This window comes from Stenotrophomonas sp. PS02289, assembly GCF_029960115.1.
GTDB lineage: Bacteria > Pseudomonadota > Gammaproteobacteria > Xanthomonadales > Xanthomonadaceae > Stenotrophomonas.
Genome location: NZ_JASCOZ010000125.1, coordinates 1 through 12761, shown reverse-complemented (window position 1 = coordinate 12761; position 12761 = coordinate 1). Strand labels below are relative to the sequence as shown.

Below are 12761 nucleotides of genomic sequence, written 5' to 3'. Positions count from 1 at the left end.
CCGCGGCCGTCATCAACACCGTGCGCACCGGGGCCAGCGCGAACCCGGCCGCGGCCGCGTACAGCGCGGCCCACAGGACGGTGGCAATGGCCACGGCGACCGGACGCGGGCAGCGCCGGCCCAGCGGCGGCCACAGCCACCAGAGCTGCCCAACCAGCCAGCCGCCGGCGATGGCCACCATGCTCACGTGCAGCCCTGAAATAGCCACCAGATGGGTCAGGCCCAAGGCACGCAGATCGTCCCAGTCGCGCGGGTTCAGCCCACGGGTGTCGCCCAGGGCCAAGGCCTGGACGAATCTCGCGCCATCGCCCTGGACCTGGTCCCCAATGGCATCGGCCATGCGCTCGCGCCATGCCGGCAGTCCGGTGGCATCGCCGAGCGGACGCGCGCCCGCAGCGGCCACTACCGAACCGGTCGCAGCGATGCCCTGCAGCAGCGCCTGCCGCTCCGCATCAAACCCGCCCGGATTGCGCAGGCCGCGCGGCGGCCGCAGGCGCGCCTGCAGGGTCCAGCGCGCCCCGGCCTTGAGCTGTCGGCGCGGCCCCGTCTCCGCACCCGATCGAGCATCGTGCCAGTAGAGGATGACATCGCGACCGCGCAGCGCTCTGGGCATCGCCGGGCTGTCATCAATGCGGAACTGGAAGCGCGTGCTGCGCTCGCCATGTCGCGGCAGGTCGACCACCCGCCCCTGCAGGTCCCAGCCCTGCACGGTCGCCACCGGCAGTTGCGCGGCCAGTGCGGCGTGGCCGTGCAACGCCGCCCAGCCGATGCCGAGCAGCAGCGAGCCGCCTACTCTCGCCCACGGCCACCACCCCAACACCAGAACGCCCAGGATCAGCGCGCAGATGGCCCCGGCCAGCGGCAGCAGGACCGGCGCGAAGACCACCAGGCACACGCCCACCACAAGGGCGGCGGCACAGGCCTTGCCAAACAGGGGGAGCGGAGCCACAGGCTAGGCCGGAAGCGGACAGGTGCGCATGGTGGCCGGCGGGCATTGGCGCGGACCATCGGGTCGATGCGTGTCGCAGCGTCGGAAACTGCCGCCATCGCAGGCGGGAATCGCAGATGCAAAAAAGCCGACCACGAGGCCGGCTTTTTTTCAGATTCCACTGCCACCGCTGAGGTGGGAGTGGTGGGCGGTACAGGGTTCGAACCTGTGACCCCTACCATGTCAAGGTAGTGCTCTACCGCTGAGCTAACCGCCCGATTTCTCGCTGCGTCCGCCGTGTTTGCGTCGGTGCAGGCCGCGTATATTACGGATGCACCGGGGTAAGCGCAACACTTTTGTGAAGGAAGTTCACACGGCGTCGTTCAGCCAAGGCTGGCCTCCTTCAACTGGCGGATCTGGTCGCGCACATTCGCGGCATCCTCGAACTCCAGGTCGCGGGCGTGCTGGTACATCTTCTGCTCCAGCTGCTGCAGCTTCTTGGCGATCTGCGCCGGCTCCAGGGTGCGGTAATCCACCGCCTCCTCGGCCACGCGACCGCCCTTGCCTTTGCCCTTGCCACGCGACTCTTTCTCGGCCGCGTCGGAGCGTGCGCCCTCGAGCACGTCCACGATCGGGCGCGCCACCGAGCGCGGCACGATGTCGTGCGCCTCGTTGAACTCCACCTGCTTGCTCCGACGCCGATCGGTTTCGTCGATGGCCGCCTGCATCGAACGGGTCATGCGGTCCGCATACAGAATGGCTTTACCGCGCAGGTTGCGCGCGGCGCGGCCGATGGTCTGGATCAGCGAACCAGTAGAGCGCAGGAAGCCCTCCTTGTCCGCATCCAGAATCGCCACCAGCGACACTTCGGGCATGTCCAGGCCTTCGCGCAGCAGGTTGATGCCAACCAGCACATCGAACTTGCCCAGGCGCAGGTCGCGGATGATCTCCACGCGCTCGACCGTGTCGATGTCCGAGTGCAGATAGCGCACGCGGATGCCGTGCTCGGTCAGGTACTCGGTGAGGTTCTCGGCCATGCGCTTGGTCAGCGTGGTGACCAGCACGCGGTCGCCGAGCTTGATCCGCTCGTTGACCTCGCTCATCAGGTCGTCCACCTGCGTGCCCACCGGGCGGATCTCCACCACCGGGTCGATCAGGCCGGTCGGGCGCACCACCAGCTCGGTGATCTCATCACCGGCCTCGCGTAATTCATACGGACCGGGCGTGGCCGAGACATAGATGCTGCGCGGGCAGCGCTCCTCCCACTCCTCGAAACGCAGCGGGCGGTTGTCCAGCGCGGAAGGCAGGCGGAAACCGAACTCCACCAGCGTCTCTTTGCGCGAGCGGTCGCCCTTGAACATCGCGCCGATCTGCGGAATGGTCACGTGCGATTCGTCGATGACCAGCAGCGCGTCCGGCGGCAGGTAGTCAAACAGGGTCGGCGGTGGCTCGCCCGCGGACTTGCCGGTCAGGTGCCGGGAGTAGTTTTCGATGCCGTTGCAGTAGCCGACTTCGGCCATCATTTCCAGGTCGAACTGGGTACGCTGCGCCAGCCGCTGCGCCTCCACCAGCTTGTTCTGCGCATACAGCTGCTCCAGACGCTCCTTGAGCTCGACCTTGATCGTCTCCACCGCCGCGAGCACGCGCTCACGGGTGGTCGCGTAGTGGGTCTTGGGGTACACCGTGTAGCGCTGCAGCTTGCGCAGGCTTTCGCCGGTGAGCGGGTCGAACATGCTGATCTGCTCCACCTCGCCGTCGAACAGCTCGATGCGCACCGCCTCACTGTCCGACTCGGCCGGGAACACGTCGATCACCTCACCGCGCACGCGGAAGCTGCCGCGCTGCAGCTCGTACTCGTTGCGGGTGTACTGCAGCTGGGTCAGGTGATTGATCAGGTCGCGCTGGTCAATGCGCTCGCCGGTGGACAGGATCAGGCGCAGCGAGAGGTAATCTTCCGGCGCACCCAGGCCATAGATCGCCGAAACCGTGGCCACCACGATGGCGTCCGGGCGTGACAGCAGGGTCTTGGTCGCCGCCAGTCGCATCTGCTCGATGTGTTCGTTGATCGAACTGTCCTTCTCGATGAAGGTGTCCGACGAAGGCACATAGGCTTCGGGCTGGTAGTAGTCGTAATAGCTGACGAAGTACTCCACCGCGTTGTGCGGGAAGAAGGCCTTGAACTCGCCGTACAACTGCGCGGCCAGGGTCTTGTTCGGAGCCATGATCAGCGTCGGCTTCTGCACCTGCTGGATCACGTTGGCGATGGTGTAGGTCTTGCCTGAACCGGTCACGCCCAGCAGGGTCTGCTTGGCCACACCGGACTCGAAGTTGGCGGTGAGCTTTTCGATCGCCGCCGGCTGGTCGCCAGCCGGCGAGTACGGAGAGACAAGTTCGAAGCGGTCGCTCATGGTGCTGCCAGTACCCGGGTCCCCCAGTATACCGGGGGCTATGGTGACGGCTGGTTGAGGAACCGGCCTACCGCACCAGGGGTGGCTGGCCGATGTTCAGGCACCGGCACCGGGGCGCACGGTGGGGGCTTCTTCGCTGTGCGCCGCCCCGATGACCGACCCACACCCTTCCCTGCCCACCCGCCCCGCCGCCGCCGGCTGGAGCCTGCTGGAGCTGACCACCGTGCTCGCCGTGGTCGCGCTGGTGTGCCTGCTGGCGTTGCCGGCACTGGACGGTGTGGTGACCCGCTGGCGGGCCGACATGCTGCGGATGCAGATGGTGACCGCGTTCAACATGGCCCGGAACACCGCGATCACCCGTTCCCAGCCCTTGGCGGTTTGCGCCAGCGCGGACGGCCGCGAGTGCGGAACCGACTGGGAACGCGGCTGGCTGATCCACCGGGATGACGGTCCGGACGCCCGGCCACTGACGGACACGGACATCCTGCGCTTCCAACGCGGCTCCAGCGCCCGTGGAGTGCGCGCGTTCGCCAGCACCGGCCGCAGCCGGCTGCGTTTCCAGCGCGACGGGCGCAGCAGCGGCAGCACCCTGACCGTGGACATCTGCGCAGGCGACGCACTGCACAGCCAGGTGATCGTCAACAACGTCGGGCGCACGCGCGCGCAACGCGTGCCTCAGCCAACGCCCTGCCCTGACTGACGAAAAACAAAAAGCCCCGCATCGCTGCGAGGCTTTTCATCAAAACTTGGCGCCCGAAGTTGGACTCGAACCAACGACCCCCTGATTAACAGTCAAGTGCTCTAACCGGCTGAGCTATTCGGGCGGGGACGCGAATTCTAGACGTTCACATCGGGGCTTGCAAGCGTTACCAGCAATCCTGTGTCGAGGTGTTGGCCGGGGTCTTCACTCCCGCCTGGTTGACCGTCAGCGTGCCGCACGGATCCTTGGCCTGGTCGTTCAGGGGCGTGGCGGTAATGGTGAAGGCCGTTGCGGTGGGAGCCACCACGATCCGGTAGAACGCGGTGGAGCCGTCGCGCGGCGAGTTGATCGTCGTGGTGTTGTTTTCCACGAAGAGGAAACCCGCGTAACTGTTGTTGAGGGTGAACTGACGCTCAGCCCGCTGTGCGTACTCCACCATCTCCGCCTTGGCCGCGGCGCGCTTGGACTTGCGCACCTGGGACGTATAGGACGGATAGGCGATGGACGCCAGCACCGCGATCACCGCCACCACGATCATCAGTTCGATGAGGGTGAAGCCCCCCGCTTTGCGGGCGCGCAGCGCGTTCAGAGAGAAAGGCGTGCTCACTGGATCTGTCTCCACGATTGACGACCACACGGATAAGGAATGTACAGGGTGTCAGGGCCGAACTTGATGCCACCCAGGCAGACGTTTTCGGGCGGTGCAGGTGGCGCGCCACCCGCACCTCCGCCGCTACCGAGCTCCGCCGGACGCTGGCGCGGCATGGCGAACGCATTGGCATTGGTGATCGGCGAGCCCCCCTTCGACGAGCTCTTGAATCCGGCAGTACCCGATGCGAAGCCGGTACCGTTCGGCGAACCCAGCTTGGCTCGACCCAGTGCACCGGCACCGGTCAGCGGCTGCAGACCAAAGAGCCAGTTGTCGCCTGGAACGGCACAGCTGCTGCCTGTCGTCGCGAGAGGGTCGCGCGGAATGTAGGTGGGCATCGACAGGATGCCGTTGGACAGCGACGGGTTACCCACAAAGCGCTCGCGATAGGCCAGGTCGATGTACCAGCCGCGCGGGTTTGCCGGCGGCGTACCCGGCGTCAGCGTGCGCTCTTCACCGACGATATTGGCCACGTTGCCAGCCAGGTTGGCACGCGTCAGCGTAGTGGTGATGCCACCATTGACCAGGTCATTCACGCCATACAGGGTCTGCAGCGAACTGTCGTAGGGATCGTCCATGAACGAGAAGCTGCCGGTGCCGAAGTACAGCATCACACCACCATTGGACCCCGTACCCGCCGTGATACCGCCGGTGATCGGCTGACGGACGCGCTTTCCACCGTCAGTGGACGGCAGCGTGGTGAACAGCGGCACGCTCAGGTTGCCAGTGGCGCGCAGGTCAAACTTCCACACCGCGCCCTTCTGATCGGTGCCATACACGGTGTCCGCGTAGCCGTCACGAGTACGCGTGTTCTGGCCGGTACCGCCCCAACGATCAACCACCACGACGCTGGACAGGCCGTTGCTGCCAGTCGGCACGCCGGTCCCGGTCTCCACCGCTTCGATCATCCGCGCCGACCCGGTCCCGATGTCGACCACGAACAGCACGGCCTTGCCGCTTGCGCTGTTGAAACCATTGCCGAACACCGCCTTCCACGTGGCGGTGCCGCCCTCCAGCACCGGCACGATCACCGGCTTGCCGAGCACGAAGCCGATATTGTCACGAACGCCCTGCGGCAGATTCGTATCCAGGTCGCTGATTTCCCACAGCTTGCTGGTCGCGCCGAAGGTGGTGCCGTGGGTGACATCCAGCGCGAACACGCTACGCCCGCCTGCGCCGGACGCGCCGACCAGTGTGGTGTGCCAGGCGCTGCCATAGTTCGTGTCGGCGACAGTAATCTGGCCATCCACAAAGTACTTGTGTTCGAACCGCTGACCAACCTTCGACTGTGCATCGTAGGGAATCAGCAGATTGCCCATGTGCCCCAGCGCCGTGGCGGGAATGTACGCAAACGCCTCGGTGCCACCGCCGTTCACGACGTCGCCGGCACCGTTCATACCACCGTTGAACGCATGCAGCATGCCATCGTTGGCCCCGGCATAGACCATGTACTGGGCATTGGCCGTCTTGTTGGACAGGAAGGTGGCGTACGAGCTTGCCAGCGTCCCGCCCATGCTGCGGTAACCGTAATCGTCAAGCGGCGAGGTGATGACCGGAGACGAGTTGATGATGTCGCCCAGGCGCGTCGAACGATCACGGAACTTGCCGCCGTTGCGCAGTTCACCGGAGACGTTACCGCGCAGATAGGGAACTGCCGTGGTGTTGGTCGCCTCGGTGATCGTTTGCAGGTTTGCGCAGCTCTGCAACAGCATGTCGGCATTCTGGGCGGTCTTGGTGCACAGATCACTGAAGCTGACATTGCCGGAGGTGAATTCTCGCGTCGTGCCGCCGCGGGTGAAGAAGATGCGCCGCGAGCCCGCCGCCTGCAGGTTGGCACTGGCCTCCCAGAAGTCAGTTTCGATCAGCTCGCGGGTGACCGGGTCTGCCGACAGACGGGTTGCCGTCAGCGTACTCGACCAGTCGGTGCCTTCTTTACTGATGTCGTACTCGGACGCAGCCGTGATCGAGCCCACGCCGATTCGGGCACCGCTGGCACCGGTACCGCTGGCGGGTGCGCCACCGGACGCAACCGCCTGCAGCACGCGCGCCATGGCGTTGGTGATGTCGACGGGCGTGCGCGCATTGATGTACTCACCGCGGGTGTTCACCGCGGCGTGCCAGATGTCATCCACGGTGCTGCGCTCATCATCCTGGCGCGGCGGCCAGTTGCCGTAGATCGAGGCATCCGTGTAGGGATTCTGGTCAAGGTCGGGGTTGAACAGATCGCCGCGGGCACCCAGTGTCACACCGTAGAAATTCAGGTGGAGGTTGCTCTGGCAGTCCAGGCTCTTGTCACCATTGCCGCAGGCCTCGGGCACCGGGACCAGGCCTGCCGGCAGGTCCGGGCGCAACGGCGGCTGACCGTTGTTGTTGACATAGAACCGGCTGACGATGTCGGCCATCGTGTTGGAGTTGCCGTCACTGAAGGGCGTACCCATGTTCTGATCGGTGTTACCCACCGTGGGACCGCCGCCGTTGCTGAAGCCGTCGGTGAACAGCATCACCGCGTTCTTCTGGCACGAACTGCTGATCGGCGCACCCGTGTCGGTGCGCGTGAACTGCAGCGCGGCCGCATTCACCGCCTGCCGGTTGGGGGTACCGCCATTGGCCGTCAGCGCCAACATGTCGGTGTACAGGGCGGCATTCTGGTCCGGGTCGCTCATCTTGCGCATCGTCAGACGCTTGGTGGTCGACGTCCCGCTGTCGTAGCTGGCGTGCTGGTTGATGCGGAAATAGCCGACGTTGAGCTTGGTAACGCCCTGCATCGAACGGGTCATACCCGCGATCATCGCGCGGTTGCGGTTGCCGTAATAGGTAAACCAGTTCGCGAAGTTGCGCGACGCTTCGGTGTTGCCACTCAGCGTGTACTTCCACATCGTGCAGCCCGTACCACAGGCGTTGTTCGCCTTGACCCGGGTGACGCCGGTGGCGTAAGCGCTGGCCGAGCCCCCCTGCAGTACCGGAAGCGGGTCGTTGTCGGCCGTGTAGGGCGTGTAGAACTGGGCGGGAACATGCTCGATTGCAATGTTGGCCGCACCGATGTTGGCCGGCCAGGTATAGTCCGAATCAAACCGGTAGTTCGTGTTGCCGTAGCGGAACAGCGTGTTGGCAGGAATCACCATGCCGGTCTGCATGCGGAAGCTGTCGCCGTTTCCGGTACCGAAGTACGCGCTTACCAGGTCGACCGTTGCATTGCCGCCATTGGGGCCAGCATTGATCGGCGCTGCGGTCGGCACGCTCGGAGCGAAGTTCTCCGTGGAACTCTTGGCCCACGGCTGGTACAGAACGGTCGGATCGTAATAGCTGGGGTTGTAGGCGGCCGAGCGCGCGAACCCGAGCGAATCGATCGGCGGAACGCCGTAATAGTTGTTGATGCGGGGGCCGGGCACAACGAAGAAGTAGTCGCAGTTGCCCGATGTGTACAACTGTCCACTTGCGTCGAAGAAGCTGCGCCGGGTGGTGTTCCAGCAGCCCTCACCGTCGCGGCCCGGGAACTGGGTCTGGAAGTTCATCGAGCCCGAATCGTCCACCGCCATGATGAACGAGGGGGTGGCGTCGGTCTTGCTCGCCAGCGGCTCCTGGGCAAGCACACCCTGCCCCTGCGCGGCGATCAGGTTGTAGCCGACGAGTGCCAGGCCGATTGCTGCCACCGTCGAACCGGCGGCCGTCCACTTGAATCTGCGCGAAGCCATGGCCGCGTCCTCAGAGCTTGAAAATGGTATCGATCACCGACGATGACGTCGGGTTGGCCGGGTCGTCGGCCGAGTACGCGGTAATCTGGAATGACGCCGAGCTCTCATCGTTGACCGGCCGCCCCATGTCCAGAGCATTCGCGCCCGGACCACCGCATTTGTCGATGCGGCGTACCCGCACCGCAGGTACTGCTGAACTCGACTGCGAGCGGCCCCAGGCTACCGGGTCAAAGCCGTCCTCGCAGACGTCGGTAATGCTGGTCGCGGTGATCAGGCTGCCATTGGGCAGTGCGGTGCGGTCGGTAATGGCTTCCGCCGCCGTCTCGGTGTTGCGGACCACGCCTTCGGTGTTCTGGAACGCGCGGTTGGCGGCGCGATAGTTCGCTGCCATTTTTTCCTGCATGCCGGCCACCTGCATGCCGGCCACGCCGAGCAGGGCCAACAGCAACAGCATGATCAACGCGACATACAGAACCGCGCCGCGCTGCTTCTGCGGCACGCGTGGAATACGGGAGAATGAAGAGCGGCTCATGGTCAGTTCCCGAACAGTCGGTTGCGCAGCGCCACAGTCACCTCGTAGGACGTGCGGTAGCGCCCGTCGGTGGCGGTGTTCTGGTTGTACGTCGTTCCCAGCACGCCCATGGTCGCGGCGGCATCTGTGGGCCGGGTGTTGTTGTTGGTGCCGGCACGGTCAGCACTGCGCGCCACCAACCCCACCTGCACCATGCCCACGCGGCGCCACTGGCCCGCAGCCGTTGCGTTGGTGGCGGTGGTCACGCCCGAAGCCACGTTCTGCACGGTGATGTTGCCGGCCGGCGGCGTATCGGCGTTGATCGTGGTGGTCGTATCCAGGCCGTACAGCAGCTGCAGGTTCTCGATGCCTTCGACGAGCTCTTCGTTGATGGCATAGCCACCGCCCGACGAGGCACGCGCGCGACGCAGGCCCGGGCCGTTGGTGCCCTGCCCGATGTAATAGACCATCGACTCGGCCCGGTACACCATGGTCGGCTCGGGCTGGGGCGCGTAGCGGGTGAAGTCGACACCGACACCGGTGATCTTGCCGGCCTCGGTGGTGCCCGCGAAGACATCTGCGGTTTCGCAGTTGGCAATACCGAACAGGGTCGGGGCGGCCACGCCGCCTTCGGTCAGGCGCGTCCAGCGCGCAGTATCCACGGTCAGTTCCTGGCCGCTGATACCGAGGACCGGCACTGCCTCGGGGGCCAGGAAGCGCAGCACCAGAATGTCACTGCCTGCCATCGGGGCCGGCGACAGGTTGCTGATTGCTGCCGGCAAACCGGTCGGCACGGTACCGCCGCCCACAGCCAGCGTGTCGTTCGGAGCTGTACCCGGGGCCTCGTAACCCTGGATGGCGACGCTGAAGTCCAGCGGGCTGCCGCCGCCGGTGGGTACGTTGATGTTGTTCTTCGGCAGGCCGATGCCCTTGACGAAATGGGCCTGGTCATTCACGCAGCCCATGTGTCCGGCCATGCGGATATCGCGCTCCAGGAAGTCCAGCGCGAAGCGCCCGTTTTCCTGCGCCCGGGCAACACCCTCGGACAGGCGCGAGGCCGAGTGCGAGGCGATGAAGACCTGGGTGATGCCCAGCATCAGGATCAGACCGATGACCAGCGCGATCATCAGTTCAATCAACGACACACCCGCCTGGTGTTTACGGAACATGCGCGGACCTTTCATAGCTGGGTGGTGATGGCGAAGGTGGTGGCGGCGGTGGGCGCGGTACGGCTCCAGCGCTCGTCGGCCCAGCTGATCGAGATATTGGCGATGCCGTTGTTGACGGTGACGGTCGCCGAGGCGTTGTTACCGAGCGCCTTCACCACCTGGCACTGCCAGCGGGTGATGTTCTGCGCCAGGGTGACATCGTTGATCGGGCGTGCACACACGCCAGCAGCCGTACGCGAACCGGATGCGAACGTCGCATTGGCGTACCAGGCGGACTGGTGACGGTTGCTGCGCATCTGCTCGCTCAGGTCATACGCCAGGTTGGTCGCCTGGGTACGGTAGTTGGCGCTCTGCACGTAGCGGACATTCATGGTCTGCAGCAGCGCGAAGCCCAGCAGACCGAACGCCAGGATGACCACCGCGATCAGGACTTCCAGCAGGCTGAAGCCACCCTGTGCGCGACGGGGACGGTAGGATTTGCGGGTCACGAGCAGGCTCCCTTGACGGTGGTGACCTGACCGGAGGCGTTGATGGTCAGGGTGCTGCGCAATTGCTGGCTGCCGCAGGTCTTGGGCTGCAGCGTTACCGCCTGGTCCGCGGTCGCGCGACGGCGGCCGCGCGCGTCGAAACCGATCAGTGCGGCCGGCCCGGTGATGGTCATGGCGTTGTTGACCGCACTGAAGCGCAGCACGGTTTCGCCGCTGGTGAAGGCACCGTCGCCATTGGTGTCGCTGAAGGCCAGCATGCCGCGCGCCCAGTTCCCGTCGCAACTGGAACCGGTGCTGCTGCCGCAGACCCCGCCACCGCGGTTGTTGCGGATGGCGTCGCTGCGGGCCAGGTTGACCAGCCCGATCAGCTCGTTATGAGCGGTGGCCGCCCGGCTGGATCGGATGGTGTTCTGGAAGCTCGGAAAGGCAATAGCTGCCACCACCGCCATGACAACGACGGTGACCATCAGCTCGATCAGTGTGAAGCCCTTGGACAGGCGCAAAGACATGGGACGCTCCCCAGCGTGATGGCATGGACAATGAACGCCCCACCGCCGGGCGGCAAGGGGCAGGAGGACGAACGGTCGCCCGGGGGCGACGGGCGTCAATGCCTTGACGCCCGCCCTGCCCTGCCCGGTCGGCTCAGGTCAGGCCAGCACCCGGTAGCACGGCTGGTACTCGCCGGAGATCTTCATCCGGCGCTGCTCGACGAAGGCGCGCAGCAGCGCGTCCAGGGCCTGCATCATGTCCGGGTCACCGTGGATCTCGAACGGCCCGAACTGCTCGATGCGGCGCATGCCGTCTTCCTTGACGTTGCCGGCGACGATGCCGGAGAAGGCCCGGCGCAGGTCGGCCGCCAGCGCATGCGGCGGACGCCCGTGGTGCAGGTCCAGCGCGGCCATGGCTTCGTGGGTCGGCACGAACGGCTGCTGGTACTCCCACGGAATCTCGATCGACCAGTTGAAGAAGAACGAGTCCTTCTGGGCCAGGCGATGCTCGCGCACGCGCTTGATCCCGGCCGACATCTGCCGGGCCACCGCCACCGGGTCGCCGATGATGATCTGATAGCGCTCGGCTGCGGCGTCGCCCAGGGTCAGGCGGATGAAGCGGTCGATCTGCTCGAAGTACGGCGCGGCCACGGTCGGGCCGGTCAGGATCAGCGGGAACGGCAGGTCCTTGTTCTCCTCGCGCAGCAGGATGCCGAGCAGGTACAGGATCTCCTCGGCGGTGCCGACGCCACCGGCAAACACGATGATGCCGTGGCCGATGCGGACAAAGGCCTCCAGGCGCTTCTCGATGTCCGGCATGATCACCAGGTGGTTGACGATCGGGTTAGGCGACTCGGCCGCGATGATGCCCGGCTCGGTCAGGCCGATGTAGCGCGTGGTGTGCTTGCGCTGCTTGGCGTGGGCGATGGTCGCCCCCTTCATCGGGCCCTTCATCGCGCCCGGGCCGCAGCCGGTGCAGATATCCAGGCCGCGCAGGCCCAGCTCGTAGCCGACCTGCTTGGTGTACAGGTACTCGTCGCGACCAATGGAGTGGCCGCCCCAGCAGACCACCAGGTTGGGGTCGCCCGGGTTGAGGATGCGCGCGTTGCGCAGCAGCCCGAACACTGCATTGGTGATGCCCTCGGAGGACTCCAGCTCGGCCGCGTAGGCCGGGCCCATCTCGATGGCCATGTAGGCCAGGTCGCGGACCACCGCGAACAGCAGCTCGGCGACGCCGCGGATGATCTCGCCATCCACGAAGGCCATGGCCGGGGCATTGACCAGGTCGATGCGGACCCCACGGTCCTGCTGGGCGACCTGGATGTCGAAATCCGGGTACAGATCACGCGCCGCGCGCGGATCGTCCGAGGCACTGCCGCTGGTCAGCACTGCCAGTGCGCAGCGGCGCAGCAGCTCGTGCATGCCGCCGCCGGAGGCATCACGCAGGCGCGCCACCTCGGCCCGGGACAGCACATCCAGCCCACCGCGCGGGTAGATCCGCGCGTCCTGAACCGGCAACGTGCGTGCCGGCGTTTCCGTAATCGTCATCGTCATTCTTTTTCGCTTCCTAAGGTTGCCGACTGTACCGCTGCCCCCTTAAAAAGCAAAACGGCCGGGAAACCCGGCCGTTGGCGGTGGACAGCATACAGTGTTCGACGCCCCACCGGTAGCGGGGGGGGGGGGGGGGGCGCCCCCCGCGGCGCTAGAACATAAGAGACCACCCCCCCC

10 protein-coding genes and 2 tRNA genes are annotated in these 12761 nt (G+C 65.7%); 1 reads left to right on the top strand and 11 read right to left on the bottom strand.

Features of this window, described 5'->3' with window-relative positions; genetic code table 11:
• The 3 genes from QMX83_RS15765 to uvrB all read right to left on the bottom strand — a co-directional run.
• Positions 1-949: ComEC/Rec2 family competence protein (locus QMX83_RS15765; protein WP_282297584.1), on the bottom strand; the 949-nt coding region annotated here is incomplete at its 3' end.
• Positions 950-1130: 181 nt separating this feature from the next.
• A tRNA-Val gene (locus tag QMX83_RS15760) sits at positions 1131-1205 on the bottom strand.
• Between the two features lie 106 nt (positions 1206-1311).
• Positions 1312-3336, bottom strand: coding sequence for an excinuclease ABC subunit UvrB (gene uvrB / locus QMX83_RS15755; protein WP_282297583.1), 2025 nt, complete (start codon positions 3334-3336; stop codon positions 1312-1314).
• A 151-nt stretch (positions 3337-3487) separates the two neighbouring features.
• Between uvrB and QMX83_RS15750 the strand changes: the two genes are divergently transcribed.
• Positions 3488-4036 (top strand): GspH/FimT family pseudopilin, encoded by a 549-nt coding sequence (locus QMX83_RS15750; protein ID WP_282297582.1) that lies wholly within the window; start codon positions 3488-3490, stop codon positions 4034-4036.
• Between the two features lie 47 nt (positions 4037-4083).
• On the opposite strand, the gene QMX83_RS15745 is transcribed toward QMX83_RS15750, so the two are convergent.
• The 8 genes from QMX83_RS15745 to ppnN form a co-directional block, all read right to left on the bottom strand.
• Positions 4084-4160, bottom strand: a tRNA-Asn gene (locus QMX83_RS15745).
• A 42-nt stretch (positions 4161-4202) separates the two neighbouring features.
• The gene (locus QMX83_RS15740; protein ID WP_282297581.1) at positions 4203-4643 is read right to left on the bottom strand and encodes a type IV pilin protein; all 441 of its coding nucleotides are present in this window, start codon (positions 4641-4643) and stop codon (positions 4203-4205) included.
• Positions 4640-8377 (bottom strand): PilC/PilY family type IV pilus protein, encoded by a 3738-nt coding sequence (locus QMX83_RS15735; RefSeq protein WP_282297580.1) that lies wholly within the window; start codon positions 8375-8377, stop codon positions 4640-4642. Before QMX83_RS15735 ends, QMX83_RS15740 begins: the two co-directional genes overlap by 4 nt.
• A gap of 10 nt (positions 8378-8387) precedes the next feature.
• The gene (locus QMX83_RS15730; protein ID WP_282297579.1) at positions 8388-8909 is read right to left on the bottom strand and encodes a PilX N-terminal domain-containing pilus assembly protein; all 522 of its coding nucleotides are present in this window, start codon (positions 8907-8909) and stop codon (positions 8388-8390) included.
• A gap of 2 nt (positions 8910-8911) precedes the next feature.
• Positions 8912-10057: a PilW family protein gene (locus QMX83_RS15725; protein ID WP_282297578.1), complete on the bottom strand. Its 1146-nt coding sequence runs from the start codon at positions 10055-10057 to the stop codon at positions 8912-8914.
• Between the two features lie 11 nt (positions 10058-10068).
• On the bottom strand, positions 10069-10545 hold the full coding sequence (gene pilV / locus QMX83_RS15720; protein WP_282297577.1) for a type IV pilus modification protein PilV: 477 nt from the start codon (positions 10543-10545) through the stop codon (positions 10069-10071).
• Positions 10542-11054, bottom strand: coding sequence for a GspH/FimT family pseudopilin (locus QMX83_RS15715; protein WP_282297576.1), 513 nt, complete (start codon positions 11052-11054; stop codon positions 10542-10544). The genes pilV and QMX83_RS15715 overlap by 4 nt, the downstream gene beginning before the upstream one ends.
• Positions 11055-11192: 138 nt before the next feature.
• On the bottom strand, positions 11193-12581 hold the full coding sequence (gene ppnN / locus QMX83_RS15710) for a nucleotide 5'-monophosphate nucleosidase PpnN (protein WP_125361062.1): 1389 nt from the start codon (positions 12579-12581) through the stop codon (positions 11193-11195).
• Between the last annotated feature and the right edge of the window lie 180 nt (positions 12582-12761).